Raw genomic sequence first — 18,216 nt, 5'->3', positions numbered from 1 at the left:
CCGCACGAAGATCGGGCGTTGCCATGTGACCATCTAGTCACCTATCTTCGGGGTCGTGATCGATGACGACCGCGTTTTCAAGGCGCTGGCCGACCCGACCCGCAGGCGGCTGCTCGACCGGCTGTTCGCCCAGGACGGCCGGACGCTCTCCGACCTCGAATCCGACGTGGACATGACGCGGTTCGGGGTGATGAAGCATCTCCGGCTGCTGGAGGAGGCGGGGCTCGTCGTCACGCGCAGGTCCGGCCGGGAGAAGCTGCACTTCCTGAACGTGGTGCCCATCCGGCTCATCCACGACCGCTGGATCGACAAGTACACCGAACTCCAGGTGTCGGCGCTCACCCACCTGAAGCACGAGCTGGAGGACCCCGGGACGACGGTGCGGGTGTACCGCGTGTACGTCAAGGCGGCCCCGCAGGCGATCTGGACCGCGCTCGTCGACCCGGAGTGGACCCGGCGGTACGGCCTCCGGGGCGCGGCCGACTACGACCTGCGCCCCGGCGGCGCCTTCCGCATGCCCGCCGCCGACGGCCTCGGCATGCTCACCGGCTTCACCAGGGGCGGCGGTGACGGCCCAGGCAGGCCGGCCGGGGATGGCCCGCCCGGTGCGGACCCGTCGGTCCTTGTGGTGGAGGGTGAGGTCATCGAGGCCGACCCGCCGCGCCGGCTCGTGCAGACCTGGCGCCCTGCCTGGCTGGACGAGCCGTTCACGCGGCTCACGTACGAGATCGAGGACGGCGGGCGGGGCGTGTGCTCGCTGACCCTGACCCACGACGTGCGCGACGCGCCGCGGACGGCGGAGCGGACCTCCGGCGAGACCGGGACCGGCGGCGGCTGGCCGGAGGTGCTGAGCGACCTGAAGTCACTCCTGGAGACCGGCACGGGCCTGTACGCCTGAACGACGGACCGTCACCCGCCGGCCGGCTGGGTGGACGCCCTAGGACGGGTGACCAGCAGCGGTCCGCGGAGCGTGGCGATCACCGGCGTTCGACCGGGGGGAGACCATGGCCGGGATCGCGATCGGGTGGTAAGCAACCAGGGTTGACTATTCGGAAGTTAGTCAACTACGGTTGCTCGCATGTCCGGTGCCGAGATTTCCGTTCCCCAGGAGCCCGCCGACGGGCTCGCGGCCGTGGCGGCCCTGCGGCGCCTCGCCGATCAGCTCGAGGACACCGCTGTCGAGCAGGCGATGCGCGCCGGCTGGAGCTGGCCGCAGGTCGCCGAGGCGCTCGGCGTGACCCGCCAGGCCGTCCACAAGAAACACGCCCCGCGGCTCATCGCCGCCGGCGTCAAGCTGAGGAGACGATGACGATGACCGCGTTCGACACATACCTGCACACGGTCATCGACCAGGGCACCCGCGAGGCCCGCGAGGACGGGTCGGCCGCCGTCGAGGCGCACCACCTCCTGCTGGCGATCGCCGCCGAACGCGAGACCACCACCCTCGGGGTCCTGACCTCGGTCGGGCTCGACCATCAGGCGATCCGCGACGCGCTGGACCGGGAGTTCGAGCACAGCCTGGGCGCGGCCGGGGTGTCCCTCGCCGCCTTCGGCCTGCCCCGTCCGAGCGTCGATCCCGGGCGTTCGACGCAACTGGGCGCGTCGGCCCGGCTCGCGCTCGAACGAGGCTTCTCGTCGGTGACCCGCAAGAAGGACTTGCGGCCGGCCCACCTGCTGCTCGGCATCGTCCGCGCCCAGGTGGGCACCGTCCCCCGCGCCCTCGCCCTCGCGGGCGTCGATCAGGCCGACCTGACGACACGCGTCCTCCAGACGCTCACCCCCGAAGACGACTGACGTCAGGCCCGGCCGGCCTTCTTGCCCTGGAGGCCGGACACGACGCCCACGCACACGACGGCCAGGACGAGCTGGACCACGAGCACGATCCACGTCCGGTCCGCGAATTTCAGAAGGTGCGCGATTCCGGTACCGACGAGCGCGGCCACGATTCCCGCGAGAATCGTGGCCACCCAGCCGATGTCCTGACGGCCGGGAATCAGCAGCCGTCCGAGCCCGCCGGTGATCGCCCCGACGATGATGGCACTGATGATGAACGTGATCATAAGAATCTCCTTGTGCGCTTTCTCCAACTACTCGCAGAGATCCTAGAAGCCGCTCGTCGACACAATCTTGACACCGTGCATACGGGAAGAATATTCACCGCACCGCGAATTCACGGCAATGACCACGACGAAGCCGTGAACAAACAGTGTCGCCCGCTCGTCCAACCTCCCGAGGCTCAGAACTGCGGCTGGAGGTTCGATGGGGCGGACGGGGTTCATGGTGCTCTGGATACTCGGTCTGGGATTGACCGCATCGGTGGTGGTCACGTTCGTCAGGGGGTGCGGCCCGATCTTTTCTCTCGAGACCACGCTGACCGTCTACACCGTGGGCCTGGTTCTCTTCGCGGCCGGGATCATCAATCAATTCGAACCAGGCGTGGCACTGTCCGTCGTCTTCCTGATCTGTGTCGGGATCATCGCCACCATCGTCGCCCTCGCCGCCCCCTTCGTCCTTGTCTTCCTCTGCATAGGGCCCTGACCGGCAGGCGAACCCGGTCAGCCCGAGCCGTTCGGTTCGGCTCTCCTCACCTCTCGCGTCGTCAGCCTGGAAGGCGCCAGTTGCACAGGCCCTCGATGCACAGTTCGCTGGTCGTCTCGCGGGGGTCCGGCTTCGTGATCGATACCTTGGCGCCCCAGCGGCTGTAGCGGGTGTCGACGTGGAGGGTCTTGCCCACCAGTTCGTCGAGGCCGTCAGTGAAGGTGAACGTGCTCTGTACCCTGCTGACCAGGCCCTCAGGGGTCAGCGTGACGGTGTAGGCGAGGGTCGCGGCGGGATCCCAGCCGGCGTGGGTCGAGTACTCGGCCCAGCGGGAGACCTGTTCGAGCTCCTTGAAGGTGATCGCACCGGTGACGGTGTCCCCGCTCGGCCGCCCGTTCTTCAGCAGGGCGGCCAGGGTCGCGGGTTCGGCCGGGTTGACGAGCTGCTCGTCGTAGCCGAGCAGCTCAGTGTGCCAGAGGTGGGACTGGTGGGAATCCTTCCACCAGGTCTTGCCTTTCTTCAGCCATTTCGCCAAGAGGCCGCCGGACCGGTAGGAGGTGCCGCCGATCTCGTGCTCGAAGCCGATGACACGTTCGCGCCCATGCTCACCCCCGGTACTCGTGACGTCCAGGGCCCCGGCACCGCCCTTGGCGTCGAACTCGAAAAGCCCATCGCGCCGGCGTTCCGTCAGCTCTTCAGCGCCATCTGAGAGGGTGGTCGTCTCGGTGAAACGCACGCCGTTTCCGGGCGCCAGAATGGTCTTCAGCGTTCGGACGGGGTCCTTGGTCATCGCCTGCGCGGAGGCGGCGCCGGCCAGAAGAGCACCGCAGGCCGCCAAAGTCGCGATCACCCTTCTCATGATGCTGATCCTGCCCTGATCGGATCACATCCGGAACACGGGCCAGACGCGGTTGTCCGCCGATCATCCAGTAGGGAGGTCTGGCCGGGGGTGGCAGGAAGTGGTCAGGGGCGGGCAGCTTGCTGCCGTCCATTCGTCTGGTCCGAGGCCGGGAATTGCCGGAGAGTTGTACTCACAAGGACGAACACAAAGCCTCCCAGAAAAGAGAACGAAAATGACGAACTCCACTTTCTCCCCGGTCACCTCCACCCGCGCCGCCGGCACCACCTGGGACTCCCGCGCTGCGGGCACCACCTGGGACTCCTTCTCCAAGACCCCCGGCACCACCTGGGACTAGGGACAACGAAAAACCGAACGGCACAATGAACCGGAAAACTCTTCTTTCTCAGAATATCGACCGGCGAATCAAAAGCACCAGATAAATGAATAGCCACCCGGCAGGCCGACTAAGACCCTCTTGATCCGCGTACGGATCGACGGCATCGGCGGACATCCAGCACCCGGGCGTCGAAGCGAGACAGCTCACCACACACAGCCAAGCACCGCCAGGCGATGACACCTGCCCGGGCGAGGGCAGGCGTGCCCGTGTCCCGCACCCCCCGGCCGAGGTGGGGACGTCAGCGTGGCGCGCGCAGGTAGGCGAGGACGGCGAGCACGCGGCGGTTGTCGTCGGTGGCCGGCGCCAGGCCCAGCCTGCCGAAGATCCCGCCGATGTGCTTGGCGATCGCCTGCTCGCTCAGGAACAGGGCGCGGGCGATCGCGGCGTTGGTCCGGCCCTGGGCCATGAGCTCCAGCACCTCCCGCTCGCGCGGGGTCAGCGTCGCGACCGGGGACCGGTCACGGTGGCGGGCGAGCAACTGGGAGACCACGGCAGGGTCGATGACCGTGCCCCCGGCGGCGACCTGGCGGAGCGCGGTCGCGAAGTCGGCGACGTTGGTCACCCGGTCCTTGAGCAGGTACCCGATGCCCGCCGGGTCCCCCTGGAGCAGCTCGGCGGCGTAGGTCTGCTCGATGTACTGGCTGAGCACCAGCACCGGCAGCCCTGGACGCTCGCGGCGCAGCTCGTTCGCGGCCCGCAGCCCGTCGTCGGTGTTGCCGGGCGGCATCCGGACGTCGGTGACCACCAGGTCGGGCCGGTACGCCCGGACGGCCGACAGCAGCGAGGGCGCCTCGCCGACCTGCGCCACCACCTCGTACCCGAACCGCTCCAGCAGGTGGACCAGCCCGGCCCGCAGCAGCACGAAGTCCTCGGCGAGGACGACACGGAGCGCTACCCGATCGGCGTGCACGGGATCTCCAGGCGCAGCAGGGTCGGGCCGCCCGGCGGGCTCGCCACCAGCAGCCGCGCGTCGGCGGCGCTCGCCCGGTCGGCGAGGCCGAGCAGTCCGGTGCCGAGCTCGGGATCGGCGCCGCCCCGGCCGTCGTCGCGCACGTCGAAGGTCAGCAGGCCGCCGGCGTACCGGCCGGTGACGGTCGCCTGCGCGGCGCCGCTGTGCTTGTCCACGTTCGACAGCGCCTCGCTGACCACGAAGTAGACGGTGCTCTCCACCGTCCGGGAGAACCGGCCCGGCAGGTCGACGTCGGTGCGCACCGGCACGGTGACCCGTCCGGCCAGTTCCGCGATCGCGGCGGTGAGGCCACGGTCGGACAGGATCCACGGGTGGATCCCGCGCACCAGCTCGCGGAGCTGGTCGAGGATCGCCTTGGACTCCTCGTGGGCGCTGACGACCAGCTCGGCGAGCCGCGCGGGCGAACCGGGGTCCACCAGCCCCACCGGCGCCGATCCCGGGACCCCGGACGGCACGGACCCCGGACCCACGGACCCCTGCCCGGCGCCGGGCTCCGTCGAGGCCGGACCGGTGTCCGGGCCGGGCGTGGGCTCCGGGAGTTCCATCCGGGCGAGGCTGAGGGTGACGCTGAGGGCGAGGAGCCGCTGCTGCACCCCGTCGTGCAGGTCCCGCTCGATGCGCCGCCGCTCGTCGTCGAAGCCGGTGACCAGCCGTGACCGTGAGCGTGTCAGCTCGACGAGCTGGTCGCCGTCGGGGGACGGGACCAGGACCGCCCGGGTCAGCGCCGCCCGGATGTCGGCCGCCTCGGTCACGACGTGGGCCATGCCAAGCGTCACCAGTACCCCCAGCGGGGGAATGGCCCAGATCAGGCCGGTGCGTGCGAGTTCCTCCCCGTTCGGCATGGCCAGGTCCGGGGCGAGGGCCACGATGGCCGGGGCGAACAGCGTCGACCCGCAGAGGAGGATCGCCGACGTCACCACGACCAGGTCAAGCGGCCACAGGACGACGGCGGTGAGGATCGCGAACGCGAGCTCCTGCCAGGTGGCCGCCTCGCCGAACCGGGTGCCCAGCCAGGCGCGCACGCCGGGGCGGCCGGGCGGCCGGTGCGGGCTGGGCGCGGGCCGGGGGTCGACCAGGCGCATCCGGCGCCGTTCGAGCGCGCCGAGCGGTACGCCGATCAGGGCCGCCGCGACCAGCGGCACGATCCCGACCGCGACCGGGACGAGCCCGAGCCCGGTCAGCACGAGCGGCGGCAGCGCCGTCAGCAACGCCACCCCCACCGGCACGCCTCCGGCCAGGTAGGCGAGGGCCCGCCAAGGCCGGGCGGTGGCGAGCAGAGGAGGCACGGCAGCACCCTAGCCCGGCCGCCGGGGGAACAGAGTAGAGAAACCTCCACGGTCATACGGCAACCAGTGTCCTTCCGCCGGGCCGGGCGCCCGGCGAGGCTCGGCGGTATGGCGAACCGACTGAGCCGGCGTGGCCGGCAGACACTGCTCGTCCTGCATTACGTGTCCTCCGTCGGCTGGCTGGGTGTGGGCCTGTGCCAGCTCACGCTGAACGTGGTCGCGCTGACCACGGGGGATCCGGCGCTGCGGCACGCCGCGCACGAGTTCGCGCACATCCTGGACCGCTCGGTGCTCACCTTCCTGGCCGTCGGGGCGGCGGTGACCGGGATCCTGCTCGCGGTGCGCGGCAAGTGGGGGCTGTTCAAACACCGGTGGATCGTGGTGAAGCTGGTGGTGAACGTGGCGCTCATCATCGCCACGCCGATCTGGGTCGGCTCCTGGATCGGCCAGGCCATCAAGGCCACCGCCGGCGAGACGCCCGCCACCGGCTACCCGCGCGGCGAACTGATGGGAAGCTCGGTCGTCATCGTCAGCACCCTGCTGATCGTCACCGTCATCTCGGTCGTCAAACCCTGGGGCCGCCGCCGGCCCACCCGCCCCGCTCCCAGCCCCCGCGCCTCCCTCCCGGCGGTCAATTCCCGCTGATTCACAACGGCGCCCTCATCCGGGCCTCGGCCGTTCCACATCGATGAGCCCGCGCGGGGGCCGTCGCGTCACCGTTGATCACGACGGCAACGCGGCCATGAAGGTCATGATGGCCGCCATTCCCGCCGCGCACAGATCCTGGCCGATCGCCCTTCGCTTCGCGTACCGCTCGGGCAGGAGGCGGACGAGCCGGGCGCAGGTCCAGACCATCCCGATGGCCAGGGCCAGCGTCGCCGGCGAACCGCTCGCGTGCGCGTGCCCGGCGGGAGCGCCGCCAAGGGGAGATCCGCCGAGAGGAGGTCCGCCGGACGCCGTCAGGACCAAGAGGATGGACATGCCCACGAAGTCCTGGATGTGATGAGCGCTGTCCGCGCGGCGGGACGGGGAGCCGCACAGCCAGCCCGCGGCCGGCAACGCGAGCAGCCCGGCCAGGAGGAACCACCCGCCCAGGTGCCCGGCCGCCATGCCGAGCGCCATGACGACGTGCGGCCACCTGCGGGCAGGACGTGCGGAGGGCAGCAGCACCGGCACGAGGGCCAGGGCGCAGCCCACCGATACTCCCACCATGTGGAGGAGGGGCATGACGCGTTCCTCGCCCTCGCCGGGTCCGTCAGGGCGTCGCGGTGGCCGTCGGTTCGTCGTGCAGTGCGCAGGAACACCTGGTCCATCCGTCCGGCAGGGCGCCGAGGTCGTCGTCGCGGCCGGCCTTGAGGCGGGGCCATTGGGCGGTCGGGCGGCCGTCCGACCGGAACTGACCGCCCTTGGAGCCCCAGCGCTGCGGCCAGCCTTCCGGAGAGTCCTCCCAGTCCTCCTGCCGTCCGTAGACCGTGTGGTCCAGCAGTCCGTAGGACGGTGCCATCACTTCGTTGCCGCGGCTGGTGGTCCAGTAGGTCTCATACACCCGGTCGCCGTCGCGCAGGTAGCAGGCCAGGATGCCGAAGTGCCGGCCGGCGATCAGCCGGTCCACGGAGGCATGCGGCACCGAGTACCAGGGAGCGGGGTAACCCATGAAGTCGCGGTAGCGCGAGACCTCCTCGTACGGTCCCTTGGCCAGGACCGCGTAGCTGACGTCGCGGGCGTGCAGGTAGGCCAGTTCGGTGATGTGGGCGCTGCTGAAGGTGCAGCCCTCGCACTGCTGCGCGGCGGGCCTGCCGGGGTGCCACATGTGGTAGTAGGCGATGAGCTGGGACCGTCCGGCGAACAGGTCGATCAGCGGCACCGAGCCGCCGGCTCCGGTCAGCGGGGTCCGCGGATCGACCTCGACCATCGGCAGGCGGCGGCGGGCGGCGGCGATCGCGTCGCCCTCGCGGGTGTGCGCCTTCTCCCTGGGCCGCAACCGGTCCAGTTCGGCCTGGAACGCGGCCCGGTCGGCGATCGGGGGTTTGGCCGCGTCACTGATGGGTGAAACCTGGGGTTCGGTCATGATGAGATCCTTGTCCTGTCAATCCGGAGCGGTTCTATCGGGAGGACGCCCCTCGCCCTTTTGACTGGGGGGGTTACGTGAGCCGATCCTCCCCGTGGGACCTCGGAGCAGACAGATGTAAATGTCACAGGAAGAGTGCTGAGTTTCGCCGGCGGGTCCACGACCCATCCTGGCCGGGTTTGTGACATTTGAATCTGTTGCGTGGCAGCCCGCCGGTGCAGGGTGGAGGTCGCCCCGTCCGTACCTGTGGCGGCAGGAAGGCGAGACCCGCGCATGACTCTCACGCTCGCACCGACCAGGCGGCCGCCGACCGCCGGTACCGCCGCCCGGCCAGGACGTCTACCCTGGTCAGCCGGTACCGGAGAGCGGGTGGTGGGCGGATTGGCGCGGTTCCGGCGCTCCGAGCACATGCTGCTGCCGGCCTCGCTGGGGGCGGTCGGCTGCAGCGTCGCGCTGCCGTTGGTGCAGGTGGCGCTGGCGTTCGGCTACTACGGCAGCGATCTGCGAACCGGGCTGTGGAGCCTGGCGGCGACCACGGTGTACCTCCCGCTGCACCTGCGGCACGTCTGGTACGCCGCGCACGGGGCCCGGCCGCCGTTCGGCCGCTGGACGCTGGCGGCGATGGCCGTCGTCATCCTCGTCGCCACGCCCTTGGCCGGGGCCATGTGGGTGCGGACGTACACGGCCCTCATCGTGTCGGCGATGCTGGTGCTGCCCGGCCCGTGGTCGTACGTCCTCTACGCGGCGGTGGTGGTGGCGGTGGCCCCGGTGAGCCACGCGCTGGGGACGCCCTGGAACACCGCGCCGTGGCTGGTGTTCTCGGTGCTGTGCGGCAGCATGGCGTTGCTGCTGCTGGTCTGGCTCCCGGCGGCGCTGGCCCGATTGCGTACGGCCAGGGAGGCGCTGGCACAGCAGGCGGTGGCGCAGGAGCGCAGCAGGATCGACGCCGAGCTGCGGCACACGGTCGGTGCCGCGCTGGAGTCCATCGCCGATCGCGGCCACCGGCTCGGCGGCCGCCTCGCCCTGGGTAAGACGGCCACGGAGCCGGGAGAACCCGCCGAGTTGGCAGAGGAGTTGACCGAGTTGTCCGCCGACTCCAGGCGGGCGCTCGCCGAGACGAGGCGGAGCGTGCGCGGTTACCGGCAACCGTCGCTGCGCGCCGAACTGGAGACCACCGCCGCGCTGCTGTCCGCCGCGGGCATCGCCACGCGCCTGGACCTTCCACGGAGCGGCATGCCCGGCACCATCGCCCAGCCGTCACGAACCGCCCTGCGTGCGGCCATCACGCGCCTGCTGCGCAACCACGCGGTGCGGAACTGCACGATCACGGTGACCTCCCTGAGTGGCCGGGTGCGGCTGGAACTGCGCGCGGACGAGGCCGCCGAGATCATCGAGGTGGCGTCATGACCCCGTCCAAGACCCCACCCGAGACCGCCCCGCCCGAGACTCCGCCCAAGATCGCGCCACAGCCCTCGGCCAAGGACCGGGCGGCGACCCCGTCCGTGATCGGGTCGACGGCTCCGTCGATCATGCCCGCGTGGGTGCTGCGGCACCCGCACTGGCCGCTGGTCGCGCTGCACGTGCCGCTGACCGTGCAGGCGCCGGTTTACTCGATCATCGGCATGGAGGGCCGACCCTCCGCCTCGCTCGTCATGATCCCGGTGGCCGCCGCGCTGGGCGCGCTCCAGCTCCGGCACAGCCTGGCCGCCGCCAGGGGCGAGCGTCCCGCGGGCTGGCGCTGGAGCTACGCGGCCTTGCTGCTGCTCGTATACGTGCCGGTGATCTGGATCGGCACGAACTGGGAGGCCATGGGCATCATGGCCCTCGCCTCGACGATGATGCTGCTGCGCCCGCGGACGGCGTTGCCGTTGTGCGCCGCGGAGATGCTCGTCCCGGTGACGCTGGAGCTCAAGTCGGTCATCGGAGGCCCGCTCCTGCAGATCGTCATCATGTTGCTCTACGCCGTGGTCGTCCCGCCCTTGTTCACCGCCGCGCTGGTCGGCGGAGCCCGGCTGGTCCGGCTGGTGAACGAGCTGTACGCCACGCGCACCGAGCTGGCCGCCGCGGCGGTCGGCGAGGAGCGCGTCCGGGTCTCGCGCGACCTGCACGACCTGCTCGGACAGAGCCTGTCGGCGATCTCGCTCAAGGGCGACCTGGCGCTGCGGCTGCTGGCCAAGGACGTCACCGCCGCCCGCGGCGAGGTCGAGAGCCTGACCGGGGTGGCGCGTGAGGCGCTGCGGGGCGTACGAGCGATCGCCCGCGACGAGCACGCCGTTTCGCTGCGCACCGAGATCGAGGGCGCCGCGGCCCTGCTCGGCGCGGCCGGGGTGGACACCGAGTTCGACGTGGCCGAGCTGCCGCCGCTGCGCGGCCCCGCGCAGGACGCGCTGGCGTGGGCGATCCGCGAGGGCACCACCAACCTGCTGCGCCACAGCGAGGCCCAGTCCTGCTCCATCACCCTGTCCCGGCACCACGGGACGGTACGGCTGGAGATCGTCAACGACGGCGTGCGGGGCGTCGCGGCTTCCGGCTCAGGGCTCGCGGGGGTGGGCGAGCGGGCTCGCGCCGTGTCCGGCACCTCCGCCGCCGTCGTCCGCAACGGTCGTTTCATCCTGTCCGTCGACGTCCCCGAGGAAGCCCTGTGATCCGCGTACTCATCGCCGAGGACATGCACATGATCAGGTCCGCCCTGGTCGCGCTGCTGTCGCTGGAGGACGACCTGGAGGTCGTCGCCGAGATCGAGCGCGGCGACGAGGTGCTGGCCGCCGCGCTGCGGACGCGTCCCGACGTCGCGGTGCTCGACATCGACATGCCCGGCCTGGACGGGCTGTCGGCCGCCGGGCAGCTCTCCGAGCGCCTACCCGGCTGCCGTACCCTCGTGCTCACCGGGCTCAGCCAGCCCGGCAACCTGCTGCGCGCGCTGAAGGTCCACGTGAAGGGGTTCATCGTCAAGGACGCCCCGGCCCAGACCCTCACCGACGGGATCCGCCGTATCGCCCGCGGCGAGCGGGTGATCGACCCCGAGCTCGTCGCCGCGGCGCTGGAGACCGGCAGCAGCCCGCTCACCCCCAGGGAGACCGACGTGCTGCGCGCCGCCAGTACGGGCATCAGCACCGTCGAGATCGCCGGCCACCTGTCGTTGTCGCAGGCCACCGTGCGCAACTACCTGTCCAACGCGATCGACAAGGTGGGCGGGCGCAACCGCATCGACGCCATCCGCATCTCCCGCGACGCGGGCTGGCTCTGACCGCCCTGCTCCCCGGTTCACCGGCGACGGGCACCGGCTCCTACCGGCCCGCCCCCGCGCCGCCGACCGGCGAAAGGCGGAGGGGCGGGTTTGAGTAGGGCCCTACTCATGCGGCTCCGCGCGTCCAGGGCGTTACTGATGGTGACGACGAGCTCTGGAGGCGGATGATGAGCACCACGCACGAACATCACGGTGGCCACGGTCATGGCGAGACGTTCGCCGTCCACGGGATGCTGCTGGTGGTGGGGGACGACAGGTTCTACTTCTCGCATCTGCCGATGTTCGCCATGGTGGCGCACCGGTTCCAGGTGCTCGTGGAGGTCGGGTTCGGCGACGACGTGCGCGCGGCCGTGCGCGCCGACGCCAGGGCCACCGGCGAGGACCTGTACACCTTCGCGCCGCTGCCGTTCCCGCTGGTCGAGCTCGACCCGGCCGGCGGCGGGCCGGTCCGGACGTCCCTGGTGGGGACGATCTTCCACGGGCACTTCGAGCGCGGGGGGACCCCGATCGCCGAGGACGTCACCGCGAGGGTCCGCCGCGTCGCGCACTACCGCCCGCTCGACCCGCGGGCGCGGCACGACGACACGGGCAGGCTGACCTACCTGTGCTTCGGCGGGGCCGGGGACCTCTTCCTCGCGCACCAGATCACCGCGCGCCCCGACTTCGACCAGGTGGTCCGGGTCCGCATGGTCCCGGAGGGCGGGGGTGACCTCCCGGCCGGGGACTTCGACCTGGCCGCGCCCGTGGCGTTCGGCCGCCCGGACGTCCCGGGGGCCCGGCTGACGGCGGGCGGGACCGAGACCGGTTTCTTCTTCCAGACCGTCTCGCACACCGGCGCGCACGGTTTCCGCGTCCCGTTGCGGATCGAGCGGGAGATCTACATGGAGACCGGCGACCTGGTCTGACCCGTGCGAGGGCGCGTGAAGGGCGGCCCCGGTCCGGATCAGGGCGCCGCCGGCCGCCGGCCGCCGGCCGCCGCCGGTCAGTCGTCCAGGCCGCGGGCGCTGAGGGCCTCGCCCAGGGCGTCGGCGTGCCGGAGCGCGCTCACCACCAGCGGCACGGCGAAGGCCCGCACGCTCCACTCCACCCCCCTGGCCCGCTGGGCCTCGCGGACGCGGGTGGCCAGCCCGGCGACGACCGGCACGCTGCGCACGGTCAGCGACAGCAGCAGCGACAGCCGGAACGGGTCCAGCCCGACGAACCTGGCCGGCGCCAGGCAGCGTTCCAGGAAGGCCATCATCGCCGTGGTGCGCGTCGTGAGCGTGACCAGTCCCGCCAGCGCGACGGCGATCACCACGCGGGCCGTCGACGTCGCCGCGCCGAGCAGGTCGACGAACGCCCACTGCATGGCGAACAGGGCCACGGCGAACCACCGGATGGGCCGGATCTGGGCCCAGGCCGCCGTGAAGCCCACGCCGGAGACGACGTACAGCGACGCCACCAGGACCACGGCGACGACCGGCGCCAGCGGCGACGGGAAGAGCAGCAGCAGCGTGCACAGGACGGCCAGCCCGAGGAGCTTGGCCCCGGCGGGCAGGCGGTGCAGGAGCGAGTCGCCGGGAACGTAGTACCCGGTCACTCCATGATCTTCCGGTAGTGGCCGATCGCGGCCTCCGGTTCCGCGTCCGCGACGACGCGGCCCTGGTCCAGCACGAGCACGCGGTCGAAGTCGGCCAGCAGCGCCAGGTCGTGGGTGACGACCACGACCTGCTGCGGCAGGGTGCGCAGCACCTCGGCGACCTGCCGGGAGTGGCGCAGGTCCAGCAGCGTCGTCGGCTCGTCCATCACCAGGATGTCGGGCTCAAGCACCATGATCGAGCAGAGCGCGAGCAGCTGCTTCTGGCCCCCTGACAGGTGGTGCGCGGGATGGTCGGCGTACTCGTCCAGGCCGTACCTGACCAGGACCTCCCCGACGCGGCGCGAGATCTCCCCGGCGGGCAGCCCCTTGCGGCGTAGGGAGAAGGCCATGTCCTCGGCCACCGTCGGCATCACGATCTGCGCGTCCGGGTCGGTGAACAGGAACCCGACCCTGCGCCTGATCTTCGCGCCCTGGCGGCGGGTGTCGAGCCCGAGGACGGTGACCGCCCCGGACGACGGCAGCGCCAGGCCGTTGATCAGGCGGGCGAGCGTGCTCTTGCCCGACCCGTTGGCGCCGATCACGCCCACGCGGCGTTCCGGCAGCGAGAGGGTGATGTCGAACAGCACGTCACGCTGCCCGAGCCGGACCCGGACATCGGTGAACTCGATCAATCAGACCACCTCGAACAGGGCGGCGACTCCGAGGCCGCCGCCGACCGCGGCCATCGCCAGCCCCAACGTCCCCCTCGGCGCGCCCGCGCGTACGAGCCTGCTGAACAGCCGGGTGACCGCCACCGCGCCGGTCGCGCCCCACGGGTGGCCGAGCGCGAGCGCGCCGCCGCCGGGGCAGACGCGGTCCGCGTCGGCGCCGAGCGGGTCGAGCCCGAGCGCGTCGGTCACCGCCAGCACCTGGGCCGCGAACGCCTCGACGATCTCCACCGCCGCCACGTCCGCGAGGTCGACGCCCGTACGCCGCAGCACCCGCCGTACGGCGGGCACGGGCCCCCATCCGGGCAGTTCGGGGTCGCAGCCGACCACGGCGCCGGCCAGCAGCCGCAGTCCCGGCAGCCCGGCGCGCAGCCGGTCCGGCACCACGACCACGGCCGCCGCTCCGTCGCTGACCGGCGAGCAGTTGCCGGCGGTGATGGTGCCGCCGGGCACGAACACGGCGGGCAGCCGGGCCAGCGACGCCATCCGCATGGCGCGCGGGCGCTGGTCGGCGGTCCGGCCGTCGATCGGGACGATCTCGGCCTCGAAGCGGGCGGCCAGCGCCCTCTCGTGGCTGCGGAACGCGTAGGCGTCCTGGCGTTCGCGGGTCACGCCGCACGCACGGGCGAGCGCCTCGGCCGCGGGGCCCATGTCCGGGTCGGGGTGCCCCGAGGGGACGAACGGCGCCCGATCGTACGGCGCCGCCGCGTCGCGGTGGATGCGCCGCGGCGCGGTCGAAGCGCTCTCGGTCCCCCCTGCGACGACCAGCTCCAGGTCACCACCGCGGACGGCCTGCCCGGCGAGCAGGATCGCGGCCAGGCCGCTCCCGCACTGCCGGTCCACCGTGACGCCGGGGACGCGGTGCCCGAGGCCCGCCGCAAGCGCCGAGACGCGCGCCAGGTTGCCTCCCGGTCCCATGCAGTTGCCAAGCATCACGTCGTCGACCGGCAGGCCGAGGTGGGCGACCTCCCCGGCGACGGCCTCGATGACGGGCCCGGCGAGCTGGTCGGCCGTCACCTTCTTGAACGCGTGCCCGGCGGTCCCGATCGGGGTACGGCGTGCGGCCACGATGACCGGTTCGTCGCGCATGTCAGGCCAGCCGGCGCATGTCGGGGTCGCCGTCGGCCAGGCGGGCGGCGACCAGGCCGCGCGCCGGCTTGCCGGTGGGGGTGCGGGGCAGGGCCGGCACGGCGTACCAGCGGCGCGGGCGCTGCGCCGCGTCCAGCCCGCCGCGCGCCATCGCCTCGAGCGACGCCCGCGACGCGCCCTCCCCCTCGATGACCGCGGTGACCACGGAGCCCAGGAGCGGGTGCGGCGAGCCGACCACCACCAGGTCGCCCACCCCGGGCACCTTCCTGAGGACCTCCTCGACGTCCTCGGGCAGGACGGTGGCCCCGCCGGTCTGGATCGCGCCGTCGCCCCGGCCGCGCAACCGCAGGACCTCACCGGGCCGGTACGGCTCCGCCACGTCGCCCACGGTCATCCAGCCGTCCCCGTCGGCGCGGAGCGGGCCGGGGGCGCCGGCGAGGTACCCCTCGGCGAGCCACGGCGAGCGCACCCACACCTCGCCCAGGCCCTGCCCCCTGACCTCGATCTCGGTGCGGGGGAAGGGACGCAGGCCCGTGCCGTCGGTGTCGACGGCGACGAATGACAGCTCGGTGGCACCGTAGTAGGACACCACACCGACGCCGGACTCGGCGGCCAGGTCCCGCGAACCGGCCATCGTGGCCGCCCCGCCGACCACGGCGGTCCGCAGCGGGCCGCCGGTCTCCCGCAGGACCTCCAGCACGGCGGGCAGCATGTGGGGCACCAGGTGGATCACGGTGCACCGGCGCAGGTGGGCGGCGAGGTCCCTGGCGGAGGGCCGTCGTCCCGGGACGACGACCGCCGCCCCGGTCGCCAGGGCGTGCACGGCCGCGAAGCCGTACAGGGAGGAGACGAGCGGGCCCGGGACCAGGACGACGTCTCCGGCCCCGATGCCGGCCAGGTCGCCGAGGTGCGGGAACGAGTCCGTCCACGACGCGCGGGTGCGCACCACGGCGCGGGGCCTGCCGGTGCTGCCGGAGCCGAAGCAGGCCCACGCCCGGTCACCCGGCGCGGCCTGGCCCCGCACCGGCGGGCCGTGCGGGGTGGGCAGCGGGGCGTCGACGCGGGCGTCCACCGGGATCGCGGCCATGACCCGCGAGCGCCGCCCCTCGTCCCAGGCGGGGTCGCACAGCAGCGGCGTGGCGCCGACCAGGTCGGCGGCCAGCACCGCGGTGATCTGGGCCACCGGGTCGGCCAGGCCGACCGCGACCAGCGCGCCCCGGCCGACCCCCTGGCCGAGCAGGTGCCGCGCCGCGCCCTGGACGTCGCGCGCGAGCTCGGCGTAGCTCAGCTCTCCTCGCGGCCCGCTCACGGCGAGGCGGTCGGAGGCGTGTCGCATGACCTGCTCGGCTACCGGCATGCGCGGGTCAACGCCCCCCGGCGGCGCGGATCCGCTCGCGGTGCACGGAGGGGACCGCGTCGGGGTAGGCCCGCTGCGTGCCCCGCGCCACGAGGGAGGCGAGCACGGCCTTGGCCACGTCGCCGGGCAGGAAGACGGCGCTGAGCACCGCGGCCTTGCCCAGCGTGAGCCCGGTGACCGCGGCCTGCAGGGGGATGCCGAACAGGTAGATCACCCCGACGCCGCCGGCGACGCAGGCGATCAGCAGCCGGACGATTCCCGGGTTCCGGCCGCCGCGTTCGACGATCCAGCCGATCACGGCCGCCCCGGGCAGCCATCCGATCAGGAACCCGACCGAGGGCCCGGCGAAGACCCCGAGGCCGCCCCGGCCGCCCGCCAGCAGCGGGAGACCCGCCGCGACCAGGACCAGCAGGACGGCGACGGCGAGCGCGGCCCGCCAGGTGCCGAGGATCGCCCCGGCCAGCATGACGCCGAACGTCTGCAGTGTGATCGGCACCGCGTTGCCGAAGACGTTCAGCGCGCCCGGCAGCCCGAGCACGGCGATGAGCGCGGCGAACACGCTGACGCGAGCCACGTCCCCCGTGGGGAACCTGCGTCCGGGCGGTGACAACGGCCCCTCCTGATGTGTCATGGGCCCAATCACACACCAGAACACACCTATCAGGCATATTTGGACCCCACAACATTCTCACCTGTTATCTGACCCAACCGGTCACGGCTCCGGGAGGCGGGGTCCGCCGGTGGGGCGAGGATGAGGGGTCCCGCCGGAGGGGGCTCCGGTGGTGCGGATCGCTCCCGTCGACCGCGAGCCGTTCGCCGCGGGCACGGTCCCAACCGGCACAGTCCCAACCATCGGCAACAAGACCACAAGCCGGCGTCCCGCCTGCCAGGGCACGGAGTCGTCCAGGCATAGAACGAAGACCTGCTCATCGTAGATGTGGAGGTCCCATGCCGTACAGGACAGGAAATCACGTGGAGTCCCGCCTTATCCGGCCGTCCGGCCGGCTTCGACGGCGGTCCTGGGCCCGATCGCTCGTGGTCGTGGCGGCCGTGATCGGGGCGGGGGCGCCCATGGCCGCCTGCCCGGCCGTGGCGGACGGTCCGATCCGGCAGTTCGCCTACGTCGTCAACGACGGCCCTGACACCGTCTCGGTGATCGACACGAGCACCAGCACCATCGCCACCACCATCAAACTCGGCGCCGGAGCCGACCCGGTCGGTCTGGCGATCACCCCCCAGGGGACGCGCGCCTACGTGGCCAACAACGGCCCGGACAGCGTCTCGGTGATCGACACCACCACGAACGCCGTCACCGCGGTCATCAAGTTCACCCCGGGGACCGACCCCTTCGGCGTGGCGATCTCCCCCAAGGGAAACCGCGCCTACGTGACCGGTTTCGGCCATGACACGATCCTGGTGCTCGACACCACGACGAACACCGTCGCCGCCACCATCGCGCTCCCGCCCGGCTCCCGTCCCGTCAGCGTGGCGGTCACGCCGGACGGCCGCCGCGCCTACGTGAGCGACTTCGGGACCGACGCGGTCTCGGTGATCGACACCACGACGAACACCGTCAGGGCCACGATCAAGCTCGGCGACAAGGCCAGTCCGGAGACCGTGGCCATCGCTCCCCGCGGGAACCGCGCCTACGTGGCCAGCAACGGCACGAACTCCGTCGCGGTGCTCGACACCAGGACGAACGCCGTCACCGGGATCATCAAGTTCGCGCCCGGGACCGACCCCTTCGGCGTGGCGTTCTCCCCCAAGGGAAACCGCGCCTACGTGACCGGCTACAGCGACGGCACCGTGTCGGTGATCGACACCAGGTCGAACATCGTCACCGCCACCGTCAAGCTCGCCAAGGGAGCGGTTCCCGTCGCGGTGGCGGTCACCCCGGACGGCGCCCTCGCGTACGTGACCGGTTTCGGCGACCACACCGCGTCGGTCATCGGCACCGCCTCGAACACGGTCCTCGCCAGGATCCCGCTCGGCCTGGGGGCCAAGCCCTTCGGCGTGGCCTTCACGAGCACCGGCCCGCGCATCCCCCTGCCCTCTGCGAGGACCGGCCCACCTGTGCCGTGAACTCCCACGAGCACCGGCCCACCCGTCCCCTGACCCCTGGCCGGCACCCGGCCCG

At 72.2% G+C, this 18,216-nt stretch carries 22 protein-coding genes; 11 read left to right on the top strand and 11 right to left on the bottom strand.

The window, feature by feature from the left end:
* Positions 1–55: 55 nt before the first annotated feature.
* The 3 genes from NYZ98_RS24615 (at position 56) to NYZ98_RS24605 (ending at position 1,794) form a co-directional block, all read left to right on the top strand.
* Positions 56–898 carry an ArsR/SmtB family transcription factor gene (locus NYZ98_RS24615; protein WP_262845440.1) on the top strand — a complete coding sequence of 281 codons (843 nt, stop codon included), beginning with the start codon at positions 56–58 and terminating at the stop codon, positions 896–898.
* A 180-nt stretch (positions 899–1,078) separates the two neighbouring features.
* The gene (locus NYZ98_RS24610; RefSeq protein WP_262845439.1) at positions 1,079–1,309 is read left to right on the top strand and encodes a hypothetical protein; all 231 of its coding nucleotides are present in this window, start codon (positions 1,079–1,081) and stop codon (positions 1,307–1,309) included.
* Between the two features lie 2 nt (positions 1,310–1,311).
* Positions 1,312–1,794: a Clp protease N-terminal domain-containing protein gene (locus NYZ98_RS24605; RefSeq protein ID WP_262845437.1), complete on the top strand. Its 483-nt coding sequence runs from the start codon at positions 1,312–1,314 to the stop codon at positions 1,792–1,794.
* Positions 1,795–1,796: 2 nt separating this feature from the next.
* On the opposite strand, the gene NYZ98_RS24600 is transcribed toward NYZ98_RS24605, so the two are convergent.
* Positions 1,797–2,060, bottom strand: coding sequence for a GlsB/YeaQ/YmgE family stress response membrane protein (locus tag NYZ98_RS24600; protein WP_262845436.1), 264 nt, complete (start codon positions 2,058–2,060; stop codon positions 1,797–1,799).
* 217 nt (positions 2,061–2,277) lie between these two features.
* Between NYZ98_RS24600 and NYZ98_RS24595 the strand changes: the two genes are divergently transcribed.
* Entirely contained in the window at positions 2,278–2,538 is a 261-nt protein-coding gene (locus tag NYZ98_RS24595; protein ID WP_262845435.1) for a hypothetical protein, read from the top strand.
* Positions 2,539–2,599: 61 nt separating this feature from the next.
* Here NYZ98_RS24595 and NYZ98_RS24590 read toward each other — a convergent pair whose 3' ends face one another.
* Positions 2,600–3,397 carry a hypothetical protein gene (locus tag NYZ98_RS24590; protein WP_262845433.1) on the bottom strand — a complete coding sequence of 266 codons (798 nt, stop codon included), beginning with the start codon at positions 3,395–3,397 and terminating at the stop codon, positions 2,600–2,602.
* A 214-nt stretch (positions 3,398–3,611) separates the two neighbouring features.
* On the opposite strand from NYZ98_RS24590, the gene NYZ98_RS24585 reads away from it, so the two are divergent.
* Positions 3,612–3,734, top strand: a complete 123-nt coding sequence (locus NYZ98_RS24585; protein WP_262845432.1) for a hypothetical protein — start codon at positions 3,612–3,614, stop codon at positions 3,732–3,734.
* Positions 3,735–4,014: 280 nt separating this feature from the next.
* Here NYZ98_RS24585 and NYZ98_RS24580 read toward each other — a convergent pair whose 3' ends face one another.
* Both NYZ98_RS24580 and NYZ98_RS24575 read right to left on the bottom strand, forming a co-directional pair.
* The gene (locus NYZ98_RS24580; RefSeq protein WP_262845431.1) at positions 4,015–4,686 is read right to left on the bottom strand and encodes a response regulator transcription factor; all 672 of its coding nucleotides are present in this window, start codon (positions 4,684–4,686) and stop codon (positions 4,015–4,017) included.
* The gene (locus tag NYZ98_RS24575; protein WP_262845430.1) at positions 4,668–6,032 is read right to left on the bottom strand and encodes a sensor histidine kinase; all 1,365 of its coding nucleotides are present in this window, start codon (positions 6,030–6,032) and stop codon (positions 4,668–4,670) included. The genes NYZ98_RS24580 and NYZ98_RS24575 overlap by 19 nt, the downstream gene beginning before the upstream one ends.
* Before the next feature lie 108 nt (positions 6,033–6,140).
* On the opposite strand from NYZ98_RS24575, the gene NYZ98_RS24570 reads away from it, so the two are divergent.
* On the top strand, positions 6,141–6,677 hold the full coding sequence (locus tag NYZ98_RS24570) for a M48 family metalloprotease (RefSeq protein ID WP_262845429.1): 537 nt from the start codon (positions 6,141–6,143) through the stop codon (positions 6,675–6,677).
* Positions 6,678–6,755: 78 nt separating this feature from the next.
* Here the strand turns inward: NYZ98_RS24570 and NYZ98_RS24565 are convergent, their stop codons facing one another.
* Both NYZ98_RS24565 and NYZ98_RS24560 read right to left on the bottom strand, forming a co-directional pair.
* Positions 6,756–7,259 (bottom strand): hypothetical protein, encoded by a 504-nt coding sequence (locus NYZ98_RS24565; protein WP_262845428.1) that lies wholly within the window; start codon positions 7,257–7,259, stop codon positions 6,756–6,758.
* Between the two features lie 28 nt (positions 7,260–7,287).
* Positions 7,288–8,100: a DUF899 domain-containing protein gene (locus NYZ98_RS24560; protein ID WP_262845427.1), complete on the bottom strand. Its 813-nt coding sequence runs from the start codon at positions 8,098–8,100 to the stop codon at positions 7,288–7,290.
* Between the two features lie 369 nt (positions 8,101–8,469).
* Between NYZ98_RS24560 and NYZ98_RS24555 the strand changes: the two genes are divergently transcribed.
* From NYZ98_RS24555 to NYZ98_RS24540, 4 genes are all read left to right on the top strand, one after another.
* Positions 8,470–9,507, top strand: coding sequence for a sensor histidine kinase (locus NYZ98_RS24555; protein ID WP_262845425.1), 1,038 nt, complete (start codon positions 8,470–8,472; stop codon positions 9,505–9,507).
* Positions 9,504–10,745, top strand: a complete 1,242-nt coding sequence (locus NYZ98_RS24550; RefSeq protein WP_262845424.1) for a sensor histidine kinase — start codon at positions 9,504–9,506, stop codon at positions 10,743–10,745. The genes NYZ98_RS24555 and NYZ98_RS24550 overlap by 4 nt, the downstream gene beginning before the upstream one ends.
* On the top strand, positions 10,742–11,347 hold the full coding sequence (locus NYZ98_RS24545; protein WP_262845422.1) for a response regulator transcription factor: 606 nt from the start codon (positions 10,742–10,744) through the stop codon (positions 11,345–11,347). The genes NYZ98_RS24550 and NYZ98_RS24545 overlap by 4 nt, the downstream gene beginning before the upstream one ends.
* A 167-nt stretch (positions 11,348–11,514) precedes the next feature.
* Positions 11,515–12,252, top strand: a complete 738-nt coding sequence (locus NYZ98_RS24540) for a hypothetical protein (protein WP_262845421.1) — start codon at positions 11,515–11,517, stop codon at positions 12,250–12,252.
* 77 nt (positions 12,253–12,329) lie between these two features.
* Here the strand turns inward: NYZ98_RS24540 and NYZ98_RS24535 are convergent, their stop codons facing one another.
* From NYZ98_RS24535 to NYZ98_RS24515, 5 genes are read right to left on the bottom strand one after another with little or no spacing between them, the layout of a single operon-like run.
* A complete protein-coding gene (locus NYZ98_RS24535; protein WP_262845420.1) occupies positions 12,330–12,926 on the bottom strand; it encodes an energy-coupling factor transporter transmembrane component T family protein in 597 nt (198 codons plus the stop codon).
* Positions 12,923–13,597, bottom strand: a complete 675-nt coding sequence (locus NYZ98_RS24530) for an energy-coupling factor ABC transporter ATP-binding protein (RefSeq protein ID WP_262845419.1) — start codon at positions 13,595–13,597, stop codon at positions 12,923–12,925. Before NYZ98_RS24530 ends, NYZ98_RS24535 begins: the two co-directional genes overlap by 4 nt.
* Positions 13,598–14,722 (bottom strand): thiolase family protein, encoded by a 1,125-nt coding sequence (locus NYZ98_RS24525; protein WP_262845417.1) that lies wholly within the window; start codon positions 14,720–14,722, stop codon positions 13,598–13,600. It lies immediately after the preceding gene.
* Position 14,723: 1 nt separating this feature from the next.
* Entirely contained in the window at positions 14,724–16,058 is a 1,335-nt protein-coding gene (locus NYZ98_RS24520) for a class I adenylate-forming enzyme family protein (protein ID WP_262845415.1), read from the bottom strand.
* Between the two features lie 28 nt (positions 16,059–16,086).
* Complete coding sequence (locus tag NYZ98_RS24515; protein WP_262845414.1) at positions 16,087–16,710, bottom strand: biotin transporter BioY; 624 nt, start codon at positions 16,708–16,710, stop codon at positions 16,087–16,089.
* A 341-nt stretch (positions 16,711–17,051) separates the two neighbouring features.
* Between NYZ98_RS24515 and NYZ98_RS24510 the strand changes: the two genes are divergently transcribed.
* Positions 17,052–18,161 (top strand): Vgb family protein, encoded by a 1,110-nt coding sequence (locus NYZ98_RS24510; RefSeq protein WP_262845412.1) that lies wholly within the window; start codon positions 17,052–17,054, stop codon positions 18,159–18,161.
* Positions 18,162–18,216 lie beyond the last annotated feature (55 nt).

It is taken from the genome of Sphaerisporangium corydalis, from assembly GCF_025506355.1.
Lineage (GTDB): Bacteria > Actinomycetota > Actinomycetes > Streptosporangiales > Streptosporangiaceae > Sphaerisporangium > Sphaerisporangium corydalis.
The sequence above is the reverse complement of the archived record's forward strand: the minus strand, read 5'-3'. Positions and strand labels throughout refer to the sequence as shown.

Coding starts and splice junctions, on each gene's coding strand:
- NYZ98_RS24520 (WP_262845415.1), bottom strand. CDS start 16,058: ATGCGACACGCCTCCGACCGCCTCGCCGTGAGCGGGCCGCGAGGAGAG.
- NYZ98_RS24605 (WP_262845437.1), top strand. CDS start 1,312: ATGACCGCGTTCGACACATACCTGCACACGGTCATCGACCAGGGCACC.
- NYZ98_RS24540 (WP_262845421.1), top strand. CDS start 11,515: ATGAGCACCACGCACGAACATCACGGTGGCCACGGTCATGGCGAGACG.
- NYZ98_RS24560 (WP_262845427.1), bottom strand. CDS start 8,100: ATGACCGAACCCCAGGTTTCACCCATCAGTGACGCGGCCAAACCCCCG.
- NYZ98_RS24570 (WP_262845429.1), top strand. CDS start 6,141: ATGGCGAACCGACTGAGCCGGCGTGGCCGGCAGACACTGCTCGTCCTG.
- NYZ98_RS24525 (WP_262845417.1), bottom strand. CDS start 14,722: ATGCGCGACGAACCGGTCATCGTGGCCGCACGCCGTACCCCGATCGGG.
- NYZ98_RS24515 (WP_262845414.1), bottom strand. CDS start 16,710: ATGACACATCAGGAGGGGCCGTTGTCACCGCCCGGACGCAGGTTCCCC.
- NYZ98_RS24610 (WP_262845439.1), top strand. CDS start 1,079: ATGTCCGGTGCCGAGATTTCCGTTCCCCAGGAGCCCGCCGACGGGCTC.
- NYZ98_RS24600 (WP_262845436.1), bottom strand. CDS start 2,060: ATGATCACGTTCATCATCAGTGCCATCATCGTCGGGGCGATCACCGGC.
- NYZ98_RS24585 (WP_262845432.1), top strand. CDS start 3,612: ATGACGAACTCCACTTTCTCCCCGGTCACCTCCACCCGCGCCGCCGGC.
- NYZ98_RS24550 (WP_262845424.1), top strand. CDS start 9,504: ATGACCCCGTCCAAGACCCCACCCGAGACCGCCCCGCCCGAGACTCCG.
- NYZ98_RS24590 (WP_262845433.1), bottom strand. CDS start 3,397: ATGAGAAGGGTGATCGCGACTTTGGCGGCCTGCGGTGCTCTTCTGGCC.
- NYZ98_RS24595 (WP_262845435.1), top strand. CDS start 2,278: ATGGTGCTCTGGATACTCGGTCTGGGATTGACCGCATCGGTGGTGGTC.
- NYZ98_RS24565 (WP_262845428.1), bottom strand. CDS start 7,259: ATGCCCCTCCTCCACATGGTGGGAGTATCGGTGGGCTGCGCCCTGGCC.